Annotated in this window: 20 protein-coding genes; 11 read left to right on the top strand and 9 right to left on the bottom strand. The window is 63.7% G+C overall.

Features of this window, described 5'->3' with window-relative positions; all coding sequences use genetic code 11:
• Positions 1 to 20: 20 nt before the first annotated feature.
• A complete protein-coding gene (locus ACFT1A_RS12095) occupies positions 21 to 1,445 on the bottom strand; it encodes an ABC transporter substrate-binding protein (RefSeq protein WP_378447165.1) in 1,425 nt (474 codons plus the stop codon).
• Between the two features lie 284 nt (positions 1,446 to 1,729).
• Here ACFT1A_RS12095 and ACFT1A_RS12090 point away from each other — a divergent pair, with 284 nt between their 5' ends.
• From ACFT1A_RS12090 to menE, 5 genes are read left to right on the top strand one after another with little or no spacing between them, the layout of a single operon-like run.
• A complete protein-coding gene (locus ACFT1A_RS12090; RefSeq protein ID WP_378447164.1) occupies positions 1,730 to 2,929 on the top strand; it encodes an anion permease in 1,200 nt (399 codons plus the stop codon).
• Between the two features lie 15 nt (positions 2,930 to 2,944).
• Complete coding sequence (locus tag ACFT1A_RS12085) at positions 2,945 to 3,208, top strand: hypothetical protein (protein ID WP_003942079.1); 264 nt, start codon at positions 2,945 to 2,947, stop codon at positions 3,206 to 3,208.
• A 54-nt stretch (positions 3,209 to 3,262) separates the two neighbouring features.
• Entirely contained in the window at positions 3,263 to 3,598 is a 336-nt protein-coding gene (locus ACFT1A_RS12080) for a DUF3349 domain-containing protein (protein ID WP_378447163.1), read from the top strand.
• Between the two features lie 4 nt (positions 3,599 to 3,602).
• Entirely contained in the window at positions 3,603 to 3,905 is a 303-nt protein-coding gene (locus ACFT1A_RS12075) for a DUF3349 domain-containing protein (protein WP_003941976.1), read from the top strand.
• A complete protein-coding gene (gene menE / locus ACFT1A_RS12070; protein ID WP_378447162.1) occupies positions 3,875 to 5,041 on the top strand; it encodes an o-succinylbenzoate--CoA ligase in 1,167 nt (388 codons plus the stop codon). Before ACFT1A_RS12075 ends, menE begins: the two co-directional genes overlap by 31 nt.
• A 34-nt stretch (positions 5,042 to 5,075) precedes the next feature.
• On the opposite strand, the gene ACFT1A_RS12065 is transcribed toward menE, so the two are convergent.
• A complete protein-coding gene (locus ACFT1A_RS12065; protein ID WP_378447161.1) occupies positions 5,076 to 5,873 on the bottom strand; it encodes a hypothetical protein in 798 nt (265 codons plus the stop codon).
• A gap of 154 nt (positions 5,874 to 6,027) precedes the next feature.
• Between ACFT1A_RS12065 and ACFT1A_RS12060 the strand changes: the two genes are divergently transcribed.
• Both ACFT1A_RS12060 and ACFT1A_RS12055 read left to right on the top strand, forming a co-directional pair.
• Positions 6,028 to 7,035 (top strand): ATP-binding cassette domain-containing protein, encoded by a 1,008-nt coding sequence (locus ACFT1A_RS12060; protein ID WP_378447160.1) that lies wholly within the window; start codon positions 6,028 to 6,030, stop codon positions 7,033 to 7,035.
• A complete protein-coding gene (locus tag ACFT1A_RS12055; RefSeq protein ID WP_003941848.1) occupies positions 7,032 to 7,859 on the top strand; it encodes an ABC transporter permease in 828 nt (275 codons plus the stop codon). Before ACFT1A_RS12060 ends, ACFT1A_RS12055 begins: the two co-directional genes overlap by 4 nt.
• A 21-nt stretch (positions 7,860 to 7,880) precedes the next feature.
• On the opposite strand, the gene ACFT1A_RS12050 is transcribed toward ACFT1A_RS12055, so the two are convergent.
• Entirely contained in the window at positions 7,881 to 11,129 is a 3,249-nt protein-coding gene (locus tag ACFT1A_RS12050) for a BTAD domain-containing putative transcriptional regulator (RefSeq protein WP_378447159.1), read from the bottom strand.
• 49 nt (positions 11,130 to 11,178) lie between these two features.
• Between ACFT1A_RS12050 and ACFT1A_RS12045 the strand changes: the two genes are divergently transcribed.
• Positions 11,179 to 12,048 (top strand): 1,4-dihydroxy-2-naphthoate polyprenyltransferase, encoded by an 870-nt coding sequence (locus ACFT1A_RS12045; RefSeq protein ID WP_230812123.1) that lies wholly within the window; start codon positions 11,179 to 11,181, stop codon positions 12,046 to 12,048.
• A 12-nt stretch (positions 12,049 to 12,060) separates the two neighbouring features.
• Here ACFT1A_RS12045 and ACFT1A_RS12040 read toward each other — a convergent pair whose 3' ends face one another.
• The 4 genes from ACFT1A_RS12040 to ACFT1A_RS12025 are packed head-to-tail and all read right to left on the bottom strand — an operon-like array spanning position 12,061 to position 14,106.
• A complete protein-coding gene (locus ACFT1A_RS12040) occupies positions 12,061 to 12,441 on the bottom strand; it encodes a phage holin family protein (protein ID WP_378447158.1) in 381 nt (126 codons plus the stop codon).
• Between the two features lie 48 nt (positions 12,442 to 12,489).
• Positions 12,490 to 13,056: a Clp protease N-terminal domain-containing protein gene (locus tag ACFT1A_RS12035; RefSeq protein WP_378447157.1), complete on the bottom strand. Its 567-nt coding sequence runs from the start codon at positions 13,054 to 13,056 to the stop codon at positions 12,490 to 12,492.
• Positions 13,057 to 13,061: 5 nt separating this feature from the next.
• Positions 13,062 to 13,313, bottom strand: coding sequence for an HTH domain-containing protein (locus tag ACFT1A_RS12030; protein ID WP_230812121.1), 252 nt, complete (start codon positions 13,311 to 13,313; stop codon positions 13,062 to 13,064).
• A 55-nt stretch (positions 13,314 to 13,368) separates the two neighbouring features.
• Complete coding sequence (locus ACFT1A_RS12025) at positions 13,369 to 14,106, bottom strand: lysophospholipid acyltransferase family protein (protein WP_378447156.1); 738 nt, start codon at positions 14,104 to 14,106, stop codon at positions 13,369 to 13,371.
• Positions 14,107 to 14,228: 122 nt separating this feature from the next.
• Between ACFT1A_RS12025 and ACFT1A_RS12020 the strand changes: the two genes are divergently transcribed.
• Entirely contained in the window at positions 14,229 to 14,867 is a 639-nt protein-coding gene (locus tag ACFT1A_RS12020; RefSeq protein WP_378447155.1) for a GNAT family N-acetyltransferase, read from the top strand.
• Here the strand turns inward: ACFT1A_RS12020 and ACFT1A_RS12015 are convergent.
• Positions 14,765 to 15,868, bottom strand: coding sequence for a PLP-dependent cysteine synthase family protein (locus tag ACFT1A_RS12015; RefSeq protein WP_378447154.1), 1,104 nt, complete (start codon positions 15,866 to 15,868; stop codon positions 14,765 to 14,767). The genes ACFT1A_RS12020 and ACFT1A_RS12015 overlap by 103 nt on opposite strands.
• On the bottom strand, positions 15,865 to 16,251 hold the full coding sequence (locus ACFT1A_RS12010) for a DUF4229 domain-containing protein (RefSeq protein ID WP_378447153.1): 387 nt from the start codon (positions 16,249 to 16,251) through the stop codon (positions 15,865 to 15,867). The genes ACFT1A_RS12015 and ACFT1A_RS12010 overlap by 4 nt, the downstream gene beginning before the upstream one ends.
• Positions 16,252 to 16,523: 272 nt before the next feature.
• Between ACFT1A_RS12010 and ACFT1A_RS12005 the strand changes: the two genes are divergently transcribed.
• Together ACFT1A_RS12005 and ACFT1A_RS12000 are read left to right on the top strand one after the other, a co-directional pair.
• A complete protein-coding gene (locus ACFT1A_RS12005) occupies positions 16,524 to 16,736 on the top strand; it encodes a BldC family transcriptional regulator (RefSeq protein ID WP_230812117.1) in 213 nt (70 codons plus the stop codon).
• 164 nt (positions 16,737 to 16,900) lie between these two features.
• Positions 16,901 to 17,107, top strand: coding sequence for a hypothetical protein (locus ACFT1A_RS12000; protein ID WP_060939066.1), 207 nt, complete (start codon positions 16,901 to 16,903; stop codon positions 17,105 to 17,107).
• The last annotated feature ends 10 nt before the right edge of the window (positions 17,108 to 17,117 follow it).

Here is a 17,117-nt window from a genome sequence, read left to right as displayed (position 1 = left end):
CACCGCCCGAGTCAGGAGAATCAGGACTGCGGCTTGATGACGTTCGCGTTCTGGTATTTCGTCGACACGCGGTCGGTGCCGAGTTCGGTTCCCCAGGTGCTCTTGTCGGTCGCGACGAGGTACTTGGGGTCACACTTGAATTCGCCCGCGGTCGACGGGAACGCCTGCGAGTAGGTATTGCCCGTCAGCGCGGTCGTGAGTCCGCAAGTGGCCGGCATGTTCTTGCCGGGATCGGTGGCGGCGTGCAGTCCGCCGCCGTCCCACTCGTGAATGCTCGAGAGTTCGTCGACCATGCACTGGCGCGTCAGATCGCTGCCGCACTCGTCCGCGGCGGCTGCCCACAGCAGGAACGACGACGCCGCCTGCATACCGAGGAGCGCGGTCTTGCCGCCCTGCTCGGAAACCAGATCGACGTACTTCTTCACTGCGGGCACCTTGTCCGCGTTCTCGAGCATCTGGAAGGTCATGCCCGCGTTGAGGTTGTCGAGCAGTCCGGTGTCCTTGTTCCAATCGGAGACGGTCGCGCCGTACCAGGTGGCTTCACCGAAGAAGATGGGGTCGATCCCGACCTGGTCGAGCGCCTTGACGAAGTTCAGTTCCGAAGGGCTCGCCGATCGTGACGTCCAGATCCCCTTCGCGCCGCACTCCTTGAACTTCTCGGCAAACGGCACGTAGCTCGATTCACCCTCGTAGTTGAGGGTGACGCCACAATCCTTGAGCTTGAAGCCCGCAGCCTCGGCAATCGAACGAATCTTCGTGGTGGAGCTGATGATCGTGGGCATCGTGCTGTTGACGACGTCGAAGTCGTTGACCAGGTCGGGGTGCATCTCGGCCATCTGGAACCACTGCGAGCCGTTCGCGTAATCGACCGGGAACGGGACACCCTGGAACGTCATCGGTCCGTTGGCTGCGTCGGGCGAGACGGTGAAGCCTGGCACGGACACCAGGTTGCACGCGACACGCGTCTGCTCGGCGGTCTGATCCATCGCGAAGCCGTAGCCGACCATCATGAACTGGCTTGCGCACGCTTCCTGCATGACCGAGTTGGCCTGTGTCATCGCGGCGTCGTAGTCGGTTCCGACGACCTTGCGGCCGTTGATGCCGCCCTGATCGTTGCACCACGAGATGAGCGCGTTCACCGCGTCGCTCATTTCCTTGTTCAGCCCCGGAGACTTCACGTACCCGCGGTCGTCACCGAACCCGATCTTGATCTCGGTGTCGCTGACACCCTGATCGGTTGCGCCAGTGGCATCGCCTTCGCCGCACGGCGAATCGAGGGTGCCGAATTTGGCATCGGAGGTGCTCGACGCGACGTCGGCGCTGACGCCTGATCCGCCGACGGCAACGGCGTAGGGATCGTCACCACGATTCGATGCGCAGGCTGATGCCAGAACGGCGGTCGCGGCGAGTGCCACGATCAGCTTCGTGGACTTGTTGGGCTTCACGGTCGGAGCTCTCCTTCTCACTGACAGACACCGAGATACAGGGGTGAAACCCCTGTTCCGGTGCGCTCGGTGCCCGTAGGTAATCAGCGTTTAAAACGGCCCGAATGTGCCTTCCCGGTGAGTGAGACCAAAAAGTGAGGTCCCACACAAGGTTCGAATTTCGTGGCGCTGAACACATCACGAACGGCAGCGCCGCAGCCCACGCGCGGCGACGTACTCCACGGAGCCGCTGTTCGCATCCCGTTCGCTGTACTTTTACGCGTTCGATACGCACAATTCACGTTGTGACCGCAGAGCTTTTAATCCTCCTGGTGGTAGTTGTCACCGCCCTCGCGTTCGATTTCACGAATGGTTTTCACGACACGGGTAACGCAATGGCCACCTCCATCGCGACCGGTGCACTCAAGCCCAAAGTTGCGGTCACACTTTCCGCGATCTTGAACCTGGTCGGTGCGTTCCTGTCCGTCGAGGTCGCCGCAACCGTGGCCAAAGGCGTCGTCAACCTCGGCGCGGTCAGTGGGCAGGATCTGCTGCTGATCGTGTTCGCCGGTCTTGTCGGCGGAATCATCTGGAATCTGGCGACCTGGCTGCTCGGATTGCCGTCGAGCTCCTCGCACGCACTGTTCGGCGGTTTGATCGGCGCCGCAATCGCCTCCATCGGTATGGGCGGCGTCGAGTGGGGTGGCGTTCTGACCAAGGTCGTCGTGCCCGCAATCCTCGCGCCCGTCGTCGCGGCTCTGGTCGCCGGCGTCGGCACCAAGCTCGTGTACCGAATCACCGCATCCGTCAAGGAAGACGAGCGTGAGCGCGGTTTCCGCTACGGCCAGATCGGCACCGCCTCACTGATCTCACTTGCGCACGGCACCAATGACGCCCAGAAGACGATGGGCGTCATCTTTTTGGCCCTGGTCGCTCACGGCACCATCACCGCCGAAACCGAGATGCCGTTCTGGGTGAAGTTCACCTGTGCCGTCGCGATCGCTCTCGGCACCTACCTCGGCGGTTGGCGCATCATCCGCACCCTGGGCAAGGGCCTTGTCGAGATCGCCGCGCCGCAGGGTCTGGCAGCCGAAGCGTCGTCGGCCGCCATCATCCTCACGTCGAGCCATCTCGGACTCCCCCTCTCGACCACCCACGTCGCCACCGGATCCATCCTCGGCACCGGCATCGGCCGCAAGGGCGCGGAGGTCCGCTGGGGCGTCGCAGGTCGGATGGCCGCCGCCTGGCTGATCACGCTGCCGTCGGCCGCCGTCGTCGGCGCTATCTGCTGGGCACTCGCGCATCTGGTCGGCGGACTGGCCGGGGTGCTCGTCGTCTTCGCCGCTCTCATCGCGTTCGCGATCTTCATGTACCTGCGTTCGCGTAAGGAACCCGTAGACGCGGCCAACGTCACCGCCGAATGGGACGAGAATCCGGATGCGACGGCTCGCGAGATTCCGGTCGCCGATCCCACTCCGTCCACCGAACCCACTCGCAACTCCTGAAAGGGGCGCAAGAGAATGCATCTACTCACCGATACCCTCGATTCGCTCTGGCAGGTAGTGGCAGTCGGACTGCTCTTCGGAGCCGGACTGCCGGCGATCTTCGCCTTCGGCCTCAAGTCGCTGAGCCTGCCGAACGCCGACGGCACCGAAGGACCGTCCACCCTGGGTAAAATGGGTGCGTACCTCTGTTTTGCGGTCGTGCTCGTCACGATCTTCGCCGGAATACTGTTGTTGATGAAGAACTTCTTGGCCAGCACGTTCGGAATCCACGTCTTCTGAGTGGTCGTCGCGGCACACCACTGAAACCACCGAAACGAAAATGAGGCCGAGGATTTGAGCAAGTATTCATTGCGCAGCGTGCTCGACTGGCTGCGTGCCGGGTACCCCGAGGGCATCCCGGACAAGGATCATTTTGCGCTGCTCGCCGTTCTCCGTCGTCGTCTGACCGACGAGGAGATCGAGCAGGTCGTTTCGATGTCCATCGAGTCGGCACACGAAGTACCGGACCGGCACGTCGACTACGACACCATCCGCGCCATCATCGAGGGAATCCTCAACGAGGAGCCTTCCGAGGACGACGTCGATCGTGTCAGCGAGAGACTGCGTGCAGGTGGGTGGCCGGTCATCGAAGACGCGGAATCAGACAACGAAGTTCGAGACGTGAGCTGACGTCATGGCCCTTCCGCCCTTCCTCACGTCGATAGTCGGCTGGTTGCGGGCCGGCTATCCCAATGGCGTCCCTGAGCAGGACTACATCCCCCTCTTCGCACTTCTCACTCGCAGACTCTCCGAAACCGAGGTCGACGCCGTCGCCGACGCGTTGATCGAGGACGGCGATCTGCCCATCGAGAAGACCGACATCCAGGTCCTCATCACGAAGATCACCAACGAGATGCCACTCGAAACCGACGTCGACCGTGTGCGAAGCCATCTGGCTGCCGGTGGATGGCCGCTCGCCGGGCCGGACGTCCGGTGAACGTTCTTCGCACACTGGCCGTTCCGCAGGGTGAGGCCGTTTTCGAGGTGCTGCCGCGCATCGCGCAGATCCTCGAAGGCAAGCACGACGCCGTGCTCCCCGTCCCGGCGGCCGACGCCCGCGAGTCGGCCCGCCTGAGCGATGCACTGCACCCCGATCAGCCCATCGACGACGGTGTTTCGCTGGTAGTCGCGACCTCGGGAACCACCGGCACTCCCAAGGGTGCGATGCTCACGGCGAGCGCACTGCGGGCCAGCGGCGACGCGACGCATGAACGCCTCGGCGGGCCGGGATCCTGGTTGCTGGTTCTCCCTCCGCACCACATCGCCGGGATGCAGGTTCTGTTGCGCAGCGTCCTCGCCGGAACACAACCGGTGATCGTCGACGTCAGTGCGGGTTTCGACCCGGCGGCCTTGCCGGGCGCTGTCGCCGCGATGAGCGGACCGCGCCGCTACACCTCGTTGGTGCCGACGCAGTTGGTCAAGGCGCTCGGTGATCGCTCCGCGGTCGAGGCGTTGGCTTCGCTCGACGCTGTCCTGCTCGGCGGCGCTGCGACTCCCGCACCGGTACTCGCGCAGGCCACCGAAGCTGGCATCACCGTCGTCCGAACCTACGGAATGAGTGAGACGTCGGGCGGCTGTGTGTACGACGGAATCCCGTTGTCCGGGGCAAAGATTCGTATCGACGACGGCCGGGTTCTGCTGGGCGGGCCGATGCTCGCGTCCGGGTACCGCGGGCTTCCCGACCACCCTGCCTTCGCCGAGCCCGGGTGGTTCCGGACCGACGACGCCGGATCGGTGGTCGACGGGGTCCTGCGCATCAGCGGCCGACTGGACGAGGCTATCTCCACCGGCGGGCTGACCGTCGTACCGCAGGTGGTCGAGGCCGCGTTGGCCGATCACCCCGCCGTTCGCGAGTGCGCGGTGATCGGCATCGAGGACCAGCGTCTCGGGCAGCGGGTGGTGGCCGTGGTCGTACCGGAGGGCGAAGCTCCGACGCTCGCGGAACTACGCACACATGCTCAGCGGACACTCGACGTCACCGCAGCGCCGCGCGAGCTGTTCGTCGTGGACGCGCTCCCCCTGCGTGGGCCGGGCAAGCTCGACCGCGCCGCCCTGGTAGCGCGGTTCAGCTAGCAGCCGCAGCACTATTGTTCAGCCGCAGGCCTGATCAGCCCCGCGGCTGCACAATCAGCGCGCGGCTGCGCGGAAGAACCGCCCTACCCGGATTGTCGCCGCGGTACTTGACCATCCCGTCGAACTCGCCCACCACACCGTGCTCTTTCCAGAAGAAGTCGACTCGTCCGATGAACCGGCCACCATGACGGATCTCGTGCTGCAGGGTCGGCTTCGGCCATCTGTCGTCGCGCATGCGTACGCGGCTGATGGACTCCCCTGGGCTCTCGGCACCCGGTTCGATGAACTCCGCCGCCACTCGCGCACGACTCATGCCCAGCCTTCCGCGCGCATGATCGAGCGAAGCGTCGACGTCCTCACGTCTCATCCCGCGTCGCAGGGCGCAATCGCCGATCACCACGGCGTTCTCGAACGACGTCGTCCGTGCGAGGTCGACGAACGTTCGCGCAAGTGACGTGGTTGCGACACCGTCGATCAGCACGACCTCCTCGGGCGGGACCACTGCTGGATGAAGATGCAAGGTCCGACTCTTCCGCCCACCCGAGCACCGGTTACGCGTCATGTGCACGGTGCCCAATCGCAATCCGCCGCAATCTAATCCGTGCATGACCGCTGCCGAAGCGTGGCTCACGATCGCACCTGGACCACAGGTTTCAGCGGCCGCGAGGACAGCGCACCGGTGGCGTGCTCTCTCATCGAGTTCGCGAAAGTGATCGGCTCGCATGTAGATCCCCGCTGCGATTCGGTACAGCTCACCGCGCCTGACCGCTCGCTGCAACTGCGCATCGCTGGTGCCGTCCCGGTGAGCCTGCGCCCGCGTGAGAATTCCCATGCAGCGAGCGTGACGCCATCGCGCCCGCACACCGACAAACAAGATCCGTCTGGGGATTGTTTGCCGGTTGTGGAGCACCGACCTCGCGCGCTGTGCAAGTAACCGCAAGTTCCACGCAAGGTCCATGCAAGATCGATCTGCCAAGCTTCACCCCATGAACCACACAGCTTCGCCTCTTGCCATCGAGGCCGACGGACTCGTCAAGAAGTTCGGCGAGCACCGCGCGGTCGACGGCGTCAGCCTCACCGTCCCCACCGGCTCGGTCTTCGGCGTCCTCGGGCCGAACGGCGCCGGCAAGACCACCACCGTCCGCATGCTCGCCACCCTCCTACGCCCCGACGGCGGTGAGGCGCGCATCTTCGGCCACGACGTCAGCCGTGAACCCACCGCAGTCCGCTCCCTGATCGGCGTCACCGGGCAATATGCCTCCGTCGACGAGGACCTGACCGCAACCGAGAACCTCGTGATCTTCTCGCGACTGCTCGGCCTGAGCCGCCGCGATGCGCGCACCAAGTCCCTCGAACTCCTCGAAGAGTTCGACCTGGCCGAGGCAGCAAGCAAGCCGCTCAAGAACTTCTCCGGCGGTATGCGTCGACGCCTCGACCTGGCGGCCAGCCTGATCGCCCGCCCGCCGCTGCTGTTCCTCGACGAGCCCACCACGGGCCTGGATCCGCGCACCCGCGCCCAGATGTGGGTGACCATCCGACGATTGGTCGCCGAGGGTTCGACGGTGATGCTCACCACGCAGTACCTGGACGAGGCCGATCAGTTGGCGGATCGCATCGCGGTGATCGACCGCGGCCGCGTGATCGCCAACGGCACTGCCGACGAACTCAAGGCTTCGGTCGGGATCTCCTCGCTCCAACTCAAGCTGGTCGATCGTGATCGCACCGAGGAAGCTCGCTCGCTCATCGCGTCGGCGCTCGGCGTCGAGGTAGGTGTCACGCCCGAGGTCGGACGGATCACCGCCCCGTTGAGCGACCCGTCGATCACCGCCGACCTGCTGATCCGCCTGCGCGAGCAAGGTATCGCCGTCGACGAGATCAACGTACAGAAACCCAGCCTGGACGAAGTGTTCCTGACCATCACCGGGCACCAGCCCGAAGACGGTGGACGCAACGACGCCCAGTCCGACAACGACTCCGATCGGAGCGTCGCATGACAACCACCCTCACCAAACCCCGGTCACCGATAGCCCAGCCGGATGCCGCACCCCGCCGCATCAGCCTGCAGCAGAGCTTCGCGAACACGTTCACGATGGCGTACCGCGGAATTCTCAAGATCAAGCACAACCCCGAGCAACTGTTCGACGTCGTCATCCAGCCGATCATCTTCACGTTGATGTTCACCTATATCTTCGGCGGCGCGATCGCCGGTGACGTGACGGCATATCTGCCGACGATCATCCCCGGCATCTTGGTTCAGACCGTCATCACCGGTTCCATCGTCACGGGCACCCAGCTTCGTGAGGACATGGACAAGGGCGTGTTCGACCGCTTCAAGTCCCTTCCCATCGCTCGTATCGCCCCGCTGTCCGGCGCATTGCTCGCCGACGTCGTGCGCTACGGCATCGCCACGACCATCACGTTCATCGTCGGTTTCGCGATGGGATACCGCCCCGCGGGCGGCGTGGTCGGCATTCTGTCCGCCGCGATCCTGGTCATGGTGTGCGCGTTCTCGATCAGCTGGATCTTCGCCCTCATGGGCGTGCTGATGAACAAAGCGTCCACGGTGCAGGGTGTTTCGATGCTCGTGCTGTTCCCGCTGACGTTCCTGTCGAATGCGTTTGTCGATCCTGCCACCATGCCGAGTTGGCTTCAGAAGTTCGTGAACGTCAACCCGGTCTCACACTTGGTGACCGCAGTTCGCGAGCTTGCCAACGACGGTCACTTCGGTATCCACGTCGTGTGGTCGCTGGTGGGCGCCGCAGTGATCGTTGCCGTCATGGCACCTCTGACCGTCCGGATGTACATGCGCAAGACGTAAGTCCCGCACCACTGTCCAGCTCTAATCCAGCACCGGTCCGCGAAGCACAGCCAACACTGCTTCGCGGACCGCTCTGCGTGAGTAGCCCGACACCTTCTCGGTTTCCACAGACCACCTGTCGGCTCCGACCACCCCAACGGCGAAGTCGGACAGGCGCGCATGGTGGAGCGAGACGAAGTCTTGTCTCCCGGGCATTTTCAACGACAGAGCCATCAGCTCGACCCCGCGGTCGATGTTGCCCGTGACAAGATCGAACGACCCGATCGCCGACGCCAAGGAACCCGCGAGCGGCAGGTCCGCATAACCGTTCGGATCGAACTTGAGAGCACCCGAATCCTTCATCTGCAGAACCCGACCGGCCACGAGTTCATGTCGTCCGTGAACGACGTGAGCGCACACTGCCGCGGCACCGAGCAGAACGACGAAGGGATCACCGAAGATGTTCTCGATTGCAGGACCCAACAGCTCCAGCGCTTCTCGATACCGAGCCAGGCCGTCCTCGATACGGCCGTCCGCGAGATCCGCCTCGGCAATGCTCGCCATGAGCGCCGCGCGCCGTTGATCGGTTTCGATCGCACCGGTCCCGGTCGAGTGCGCCAAGGCCGGGCGCGCCCGATCGAGAAGTGTTCGCCCGCCGGCGGTGTCACCGGATGCGATCATCGCTCCGGCTTGAAAGCAGATGAGCTGCATCGCCTCGTCACGAGCGCCGAGACGTTCCATCGACGCCGCCGCAATCGCGTAGAACGCAATGGCGTCGCCGTAGCGGGCGGACTGGCTGTGAACCGACCCGACATGCTGGGCTGCCATCGCCAGTCCCCACTCGTCACCGACACTGGTCGCATAGTCGAACAGAGCCTGCCCGTCGAGCAATGCGCCGCGCAGATCGCCGATGTTCTCCCGCATGTTCGAACGCGCGGACAGCGCAGCCATTCGGGTCTCGGGGTCGGGGCTGCGAACGCCCTCCGCAACCAACCGCGCAAGTTTGTGGTTGGCGATCCCACTCGTGGAAAGTCTGATCAGAAACGCAAACAACGGACCGAGATCATCGCGCTCACGCAACAGCTTTCGAAGACGAACCCGCGCGCGGGCATGGTTTCGATCGGCCTCCCCGAAATAGAGATGCATCGCTACCAGAATGTACGTGGCGCCCACCAGTTCCGCATTCACGTCGCGCAGATCGTTGTCCGCGGTAGCCCCGACGATCTTCGACGCCCAGTTCGAGATTTCCGAGTTCGATCCTCGCACTGCCCACAGAATCGCAAGGACGGGAAAGACGTTGGCTACGGTGACCGCGTCGCCGCGCTCCACTGCCCAGCGAAGAACTGCGAGAAGGTTGTCGTGCTCGGCGTCCAGGTCGGCAATCAGACGCAGCTGATCGGTGCGCGCACGCACGACGGCGTCCTCGGCGATCGCGATCGCCCAGTCATCGAGGCGCCGAATCACTTCCGGCCCCTCTCCGGACGCGGCGAGTTGCTCCTCGCCGTATTCACGGACCGTCTCGAGCATGTAGTACCGAAGCTCACCCTCCCCGTCGCTGACGGAAAGAAGAGACTGATTCACCAGCGCTCCGACGGCACCGGCCACATCGGTCAACTCGCCCCACCCGGCAACGGCCTGCGCCGAGGAAAGCGTGAAACCTGCCGGGAATCGGCACAACCGACGCAGCGCAATCTGATCTCCGCCGCCCAGCAGATTCCAACTCCAGTCGATCACCGCGTGCAGAGTGCGATGCCGATCCGGAGACGTCGGATCATCGGAGCGCAACAACGCGAACCGATCTCGCAGTCTCGAACCGATTTCGTCGACGCTCATCGTCCGGACCCGAGCGGCCGCGAGTTCGATCGCCAACGGGAGTCCGTCGAGCGTCGTACACAGCTTGACGACGGCGTCGACGTCCAGGTGAACCGAAGGCCGCACCGCGCGTGCTCTCGCCGAGAAGAGCTCGACTGCCGAGCCGGTTCCGCCGTCGATCGCCAACGGCGGCAACGGGTACACCGCCTCGGCGCTGATCATGAGCGGAGATCGACTGGTAGTCAGTACCGTTAGCTGACGGCCGGCCGCGATCATCTCGGCCGCGATCTCCGAACACGCGCCGATCACGTGCTCACAGTTGTCGAGGATGAGCAACATCGGACCGGCGGACAGTGCCTCTTTGAGTCGCTCTCGCGCCGAATGTGTCCGGCCGACGGTCAATTTGCCTGGCGCCAGGTCGGATTCACTGATTCCGAGGGTGCCGCCGATGGCCGCGATCACATCTTCGCTGCTGCGCAGCGACGCCAACTCCACCAGTACCACCGAGACGCCCGGCTGATTCACTGATGCACGTTGGCCCAATTCGTGTGCAAGACGGGTCTTTCCGGCACCGCCGGGTCCGAGAATCGTCACCACACGTGAGCGGGCGAGCAAGGATTCGATCTGGTCGATGTCGTTGTCGCGACCGAGCAGGGTGTTGGGGGCAGCGCGCAGGCCGATCGCACGCGCAGCCCGCGGTATTGCCGCCGGCGCCCCCAGAAGTTCTGCGTTCAGAGTCACCAGTGCAGGTGACGGATCAGCGCCCAGACGGTTGGCGAGATGGTTGCGGAACTCCGCGAACACCTCGAGTGCTTCGTTGACCCGCCCGGCTCCGGCGAGCGCACGCATCAGCGCTTCGGCTGCCGTGTCGTCGAATGGACTCGCCAGGTGCCGTCCGCGCGCCAGTGGAATGGCTGCCGCGTACTCCCCCAGCGTGAGGAACGCGTCGATCTGCGCCGTCTCCAGTTCGTCGTACACGCGGCCCGCGTCGAGCGCCAGACGATCTGCGACGTCGCCGACGACGTCGCTCCCGGGTGTGCCGCGCCACAGGCGCAGTGCCTCGGTCGCGGCCGCAAGTGCCTCGGACGCGGCAGCGTCGCCGGCGTGCAGACGACGGGCCGCGTCCGCTGCCCGGGCCAGGTCGACGCGCGTTCTGGCGAGAGTGAGCCGGTATCCGGCCGCCGTGACCTCGAGGGCCCCGTCCGGGAGTGCAGATCGCAGGCGCGAGACCTGAGTGTGGAGGGCGTTCATCGGTGAGCGCGGCGGCTCCAGCCCCCAGACGTCGTCGATCAGGCTCTGCGCGGTGCGTGGCTCACCGGGATTGCGCGCCAGCGCAACCAGCAGAGTTCGAGCTCGCGGACCCGGCAGCGGAACCAAGCGATCGCCCACTTTGGTCGAAACGGGTCCGAGCAAGGCAATGTCTGCCAGGTCTTCGCCCGACTGCGCGTACCTGGCGCGCTCACTCACGTCTCGAGTCATGTGCTGATCCACCGCGTTCGATCGTATTGCACAGTGCAAAGATCGTTGTATGGCAACAGCTGCTCAATGGATCGAAGGCGCGAGGCCGCGCACACTCCCGAACGCGATTGCGCCCGTGCTGGTCGGCACCGGAGCCGCGGCGTCCCTGGACCTCGCAGTGTGGTGGAAGGCGCTCCTGGCACTGGTCGTCTCCTTGGCCTTGATCGTCGGGGTGAATTTCGCGAACGACTACTCCGACGGAATCCGCGGAACGGACGACGACCGCGTCGGGCCACTGCGCTTGGTCGGATCGAAGTTGGTCAGTCCCGGGGCCGTGAAGGCCGCAGCGATCAGCTGCTTCGCCGTTGCCGCGGTAGCCGGGTTCGTTCTGGCGGCGACCACAGCGTGGTGGCTGGTCGCGGTCGGCGTGTTCTGCATCATCGGTGCCTGGTTCTACACCGGCGGCAAGAAGCCGTACGGATACAGCGGGTTCGGCGAGATCGCCGTATTCATCTTCTTCGGGCTGATCGCAGTGCTGGGAACTCAGTTCGTGCAGGCCGAGCGGGTGGATCTGGCCGGGCTGGCCGGAGCGATCGCCATCGGCTCGTTCTCGAGCGCGGTGCTCGTTGCCAACAATCTTCGCGACATCCCGACCGACACCGAGTCCGGAAAGATCACTCTCGCAGTACGGCTCGGCGACGCGAAGACCCGCACGCTGCACGTGATCCTGCTGGCCGTTCCGTTCGTCGCGACCCTGCTGCTGATCCTGCGCACTCCGTGGGCATTGCTCGGATTGCTCGCGCTACCGCTGGCAATCCGAGCCAACGCCCCACTGCGTTCAGGCGGGCAGGGAATGGCCCTGATCCCCGCGCTGCGCGACACCGGACTCGCCATGCTCGTCTGGGGTGCCGCGACCGCAGTTGCGCTCAGTCTCGCCTGAACGTCGACGCACTCAACGGTTGTCGGGGACGAACGCGCTGAGCAGGAAGTTCACGATCGAGATGATCAGCGCGCCCCAGATTGCCGTCCAGAAGCCGTCGACCGTCAAGCCGTAGGACGTTCCGGACGAGATCCAGGCCGTCAGCATCAGCATCAGGGCGTTGATCACGAGAGTGAACAGTCCGAGCGTCAGGATGAGCAGCGGTAGCGAGAGAAGCTGCACTACCGGCTTGATGAAGGCATTGACCACCGTGAAGATCAGGGCGATCACCGCGATCACGAGAACCGTGCCCCAGGTGCCGTTGTCGTGGTTGGCGATCGTGATGCCGGTGACCCACGCCGACGCCAGCCAGATGGCTATGCCGTTGATGATGAGACGTGCCAGAAATGTCATGTCTGAATGCTGGCACATCCCTCCCGTGCATGCGGAACCGTGCCGAATCTAGGCCGCGCGATTCATCTTCGCTTCCAACCGCTCACGGATTACCGGCATCGTGACCTGCGTTTCGAGGGCCTCACGGGTGGGTCCGTCGGCGACACGCAGGATGCCGAGCAGGATGTGTTCGGCGCCGATGCGATTGTCCTTGTGCGCGAGCGCTTCACGGAGCGAGAGTTCCAACACCTTCTTGGAGTCCTTCTCGAATCGTGAACGAGGGAACCCGAATCGGCTCTTGCGAGAAGTGTCGACGCCGTCCGGCACAGGAGTCTCGTCCAGCACACCTTCGCCGAAGGACTGCTCGAGACTCTCCCGAACCGCATCGAGATCGATGCCGATCGACTTGAGTATCTCGGCGTCGTCGTCGAGATTGTTCGAGCTACCTTCGTTCGAGCCGGCGCCGGCGTGGCGGATCACGTCGAGCGTGACACCGGACTCGGTGAGCACCTCGGTGGCGATGCCCCGATCAGCTGTGAGTAGCGCGGTCAACAGTTCCATCGGAGTGACAGGACCGGAGCCGGCGACAGCATCGACGACGACTCCCCTCGCCTGCGCGGAGAACCTTTCGAACATGGCACTTACCTGCCCTTCTCGCGCAGTGAACGCAGCATCGATTCCGATTGCGCGGACGCATATTTCTTGTGGACGGCTTGCCGGCTGACCTCGAGGGTTTCCGCGATTGCCTGCCAGGACCATCCGTGACGACGCGCGTTGGCGACCTGAATGGCCTCGAGCTTTTCGAGTAGACGTCGCAGCGCTCGAACGGCACGCAATCCCTCGGCGGGATCCGGACTGCCGGCGGCAGCGGCAAGAGAGGTTGCTTCGGTCATAGTGTCAATTTAGATTGACAATCGGAATCTGTCAACCAAAATTGACACCGCAATGTCAGTACCCGGCAACTGCCCCGTCCACTGCCAACTGCAAGTCAGCCTGCACGGTTCGGGCGATATCCATCGGCTTGTCCGGAAGTTCGGTCACGGGCATCCCGACAAAGACGCTCGCAGCCTTCACGTCGCCGGCCACCGGGCCGTAGTTGATGCCGATCGACACCAGGGCCGGCGAGCATCCCAACTTCTCAGCTCGGGCGACGATGTGGCCGATACCGCTGTTGACGTGCTGCAGCCGCGCCGGATCCTCGGTATTGCACGTCCCCTCCGGGAAAATCGCCAGACAATCCCCATTGCCCAGACGCTCGGCCGCGACGTCCATCATCACGCGGCCGGCATCCGAAACAGCGCGAAGGCCGTAGTTCTTGCTGCGAAAAACCGGAATGCTGCCCATCATGTCGACCTTCTTGCGCTGCGAAGGATCAACGAAGAGTTCGTCTTTGGCGAGGACTCTGGTCCGTCCGATCACGCGCCGCAACGGAGTACGCCACGCGGTCGCAGCGAGCGTGAATTGGTCGCTCTCCGTCAGATGATTGACTGCCACGACCAATTGCGTCTTACGTTCGAGCAGAGTCTTCAGCGCAGCTTCCGCACCCGGCGCGTACTTCACCCGCGGGCGGTACTTCAACGCCAGCGCGGCATAGGCGAGCTTCGCCACAAACCGGTTCTGCTGATGGCTGCGGTAGTACTCGTACACAGCCTCGTAATTGTCGAGTGAAACTTCAGGATTGCCCATGATCCGCCCTCGCTGGAGAAGTGCCCCTTGGACAAACGATACACAACCTACGGTTGCGTAGGTTTGTGTTTCACATGGCGTAGCGCTGGGAGAAACGCACTTCTCGAGGTAAAACGGTTCCTGTGATCCGCTCGGCCATATCCACCGACCTACCCGCACTGCAACAGATCGAGATCGCCGCGGGCGAACCGTTCCGAGACATCGGGATGGACGCCATCGCAGACGATCCACCGCCGACGCTCGACGAGTTGAACGATTTTCTCGCCGCCGAACACATCTGGGTTCAGACCGACGCAAACGACGTACCCGTTGCGTACGCACTGGTCGAGATCGTGGACGGCGGCGCACATATCGAGCAGGTTTCCGTTCACCCCGACCATGCCCGCAAAGGCCTCGGAGCCCAGTTGATCGACGCCGTCACCGAATGGGCGGCGGACCATCACCACGATCTCGTGACCCTGACGACCTTCGTCGACGTTCCGTGGAACGCGCCGTACTACGAGCGACTCGGATTCGTGCGCCTGGCCGAGAACACACTCTCCCCCGGCCTGATCCGCATCAGAATGGTCGAGCAGTCATCCGGGCTGGACGCGTGGCCGCGCGTGACGATGAGCCGCCCCGCCCGCGGTCACGCGTCAGCAGTGCAGAAGTACACGGTTCAGGAGTTGGCGGTCCACGCACCCGAACGTACGAACTCGTCCAGCACTGCCGTGGGGCCGAGCAGGTCGATCCCTTCCGAGGCCACCCATTCGTCGTTGTAATACGTGCCCGAGTAGCGCTCTCCGCCGTCGCACAGCAGCGTGACGACGCTGCCGCTGCGTCCGGCGGCCATCATCTCCGCAATCAATGCAAAAGCTCCCCACAGGTTCGTACCCGTCGAGCCACCCACTTTGCGCCCCAGGGCGGTGCTGGCGTGCCGTGCGGCCGCTATCGAGCCTGCGTCCGGCACCTTGATCATGCGGTCGACCACTTGACCGACAAATGACGGTTCGACGCGTGGACGGCCGATGCCCTCGATCCGGGAGCCTCGAGTACCGACGATCGACGGATCGCTCGCTCGCCACGCGTCGAAGAACACCGAGTGCTCCGGGTCTACGACGCACAGTCCGGTGTCGAACTTGCGATAGCGAAGGAAGCGGCCGATCGTGGCGCCGGTTCCGCCCGTCCCGGCTCCGACGACCACCCAGTCGGGAATCGGATGTTCCTCGTGCTCGAGCTGAGTGAAGATCGATTCGGCGATGTTGTTGTTTCCGCGCCAGTCCGTCGCGCGCTCGGCGTGGGTGAACTGGTCCATGTAGTGACCGTTCAACTCACTCGCAAGCCGATGAGATTCCGAGTAGATCGAGGACGGATCGCTCACGAAATGACAACGCCCGCCCTGCGCCTCGATCAACGCGATCTTGGCGGGACTCGTACTCGCCGGCATCACCGCGACAAAATCCAGACCGAGCAACTTCGCGAAATACGCCTCGCTCACAGCCGTCGAACCGGACGACGCTTCGATGACGGTGGTCTCTTCGGTAACCCAGCCGTTGCAGATCGCGTACAGGAAAAGCGACCGCGCCAGGCGATGCTTGAGGCTCCCCGTGATGTGTGTGGACTCGTCCTTCAGATAGAGCTGGACGGTCCAGTTACTCGGCAGCGGATACCGCAGCAGGTGAGTGTCCGCGCTGCGTTGCGCATCGGCTTCGATCAACCGCACCGCGTTGTCGACCCACTGACGAGACGTCCGACGGTCGACGTCGAGCGACTCCGTGGTCACCGGCCGTCTCCACGCAGCTTGGAACGAAGATCGTCACGATCGGACCGACGCTGGGCGTCGACAGCGGCGATGCCCGCGTTGACACGCTTGCGCAGTTTCGCGAACAGCAGCAGCGACAGCGGTAGCGCGATCAGCACTGCGAACAGTGCGGCGACAATCAGGGGAACGTCGGTGCCGGCGAGCTTTCCGCCGCCGATGATGAGGGCACCGATCACGACGACAAGCAGCAACCGGGCGACCGAGTACAGCACCACGTCGCGGGCCAGTTGACCCTTGGTCACCGGCCCGGTGGCCGACTTTGCTTGCCCAGAGTTTGCGGAAGGTTTACTGGCCTTGACCGGCTCAGAAGGAACATTTTCGGGGTTTTCAGACAACTGACTCACCCTCTCAGGTTACCCATTCCGAATACCAGTAGCACCGAGCCCGCTATATCCATTTTGTCCTTTACTTAAACATTACTTTGTCTTGAAAGATCGACTACCCGGCTATATCTGTGCAAACATTGCGCTACCACTCAGAAAACGGTCGAATGTAAGCGAAGGACTTCGAAACAAACTCGACGCAGGTTTTTGGCAACTGCTCGACACGCCGGTTCGGTATCACTGTTCAGAGTCACTGTTCGTCAACGTTCGACATCAACATGGAGGACCTCACAATGAGCGCACCAACCTTCAATACCGCCGCAGACGCACTCATGACGCCCGGACAGGTAGCGGCATTGTTTCATGTCGATCCCAAGACCGTGACCCGCTGGGCACACGCAGGACGACTCGGCTCGCTTCGCACACCAGGGGGACATCGTCGATTCCGCGAGACCGAGGTCATGCAGCTTCTGCGCTCGCTGACCACGGAAGCGGACCACAACTGAGCATTCTCAGCTCACTTCGAAGTACCTGCACTACCCGACAGATACAGCAGTACCCGACAGATACAGCACTGACGCACTGAGCCGAAAGACTTGTCCGCACCACTTCTGGTGATGCGGGCCGGAGACTGAGTAGGCTCGACCTCAGTTCCTTGAGGAGGTGCGCCGTGCTGTATCTGTTGGCGTTGGTGGGTTTGGTGACATTGATCGTTCTGATGTGGAAGGCATTCGGGCCCGATCCGTCTACGCGTGCCCCGGTGAGCGGCGTGCGCGGGCCGGACGACGATCCCGAATTCCTGTGGAATGTGAACCAGCAAACACGACGCAAGCGCACGGAAGGGCCGGACGTACCGCCGACTGACACGTCGACGTAGCGTCCGGGCT

Source organism: Rhodococcus sp. NPDC057135 (assembly GCF_042670865.1).
GTDB lineage: Bacteria > Actinomycetota > Actinomycetes > Mycobacteriales > Mycobacteriaceae > Rhodococcus_F.
The sequence above is the reverse complement of the archived record's forward strand: the minus strand, read 5'-3'. Positions and strand labels throughout refer to the sequence as shown.

Coding starts and splice junctions, on each gene's coding strand:
- ACFT1A_RS12040 (WP_378447158.1), bottom strand. CDS start 12,441: ATGACATTTCTGGCACGTCTCATCATCAACGGCATAGCCATCTGGCTG.
- ACFT1A_RS12085 (WP_003942079.1), top strand. CDS start 2,945: ATGCATCTACTCACCGATACCCTCGATTCGCTCTGGCAGGTAGTGGCA.
- ACFT1A_RS12065 (WP_378447161.1), bottom strand. CDS start 5,873: ATGGGAATTCTCACGCGGGCGCAGGCTCACCGGGACGGCACCAGCGAT.
- ACFT1A_RS12050 (WP_378447159.1), bottom strand. CDS start 11,129: ATGACTCGAGACGTGAGTGAGCGCGCCAGGTACGCGCAGTCGGGCGAA.
- ACFT1A_RS12075 (WP_003941976.1), top strand. CDS start 3,603: ATGGCCCTTCCGCCCTTCCTCACGTCGATAGTCGGCTGGTTGCGGGCC.
- ACFT1A_RS12005 (WP_230812117.1), top strand. CDS start 16,524: ATGAGCGCACCAACCTTCAATACCGCCGCAGACGCACTCATGACGCCC.
- ACFT1A_RS12030 (WP_230812121.1), bottom strand. CDS start 13,313: ATGACCGAAGCAACCTCTCTTGCCGCTGCCGCCGGCAGTCCGGATCCC.
- ACFT1A_RS12060 (WP_378447160.1), top strand. CDS start 6,028: ATGAACCACACAGCTTCGCCTCTTGCCATCGAGGCCGACGGACTCGTC.
- menE (WP_378447162.1), top strand. CDS start 3,875: ATGGCCGCTCGCCGGGCCGGACGTCCGGTGAACGTTCTTCGCACACTG.
- ACFT1A_RS12025 (WP_378447156.1), bottom strand. CDS start 14,106: ATGGGCAATCCTGAAGTTTCACTCGACAATTACGAGGCTGTGTACGAG.
- ACFT1A_RS12055 (WP_003941848.1), top strand. CDS start 7,032: ATGACAACCACCCTCACCAAACCCCGGTCACCGATAGCCCAGCCGGAT.
- ACFT1A_RS12035 (WP_378447157.1), bottom strand. CDS start 13,056: ATGTTCGAAAGGTTCTCCGCGCAGGCGAGGGGAGTCGTCGTCGATGCT.
- ACFT1A_RS12045 (WP_230812123.1), top strand. CDS start 11,179: ATGGCAACAGCTGCTCAATGGATCGAAGGCGCGAGGCCGCGCACACTC.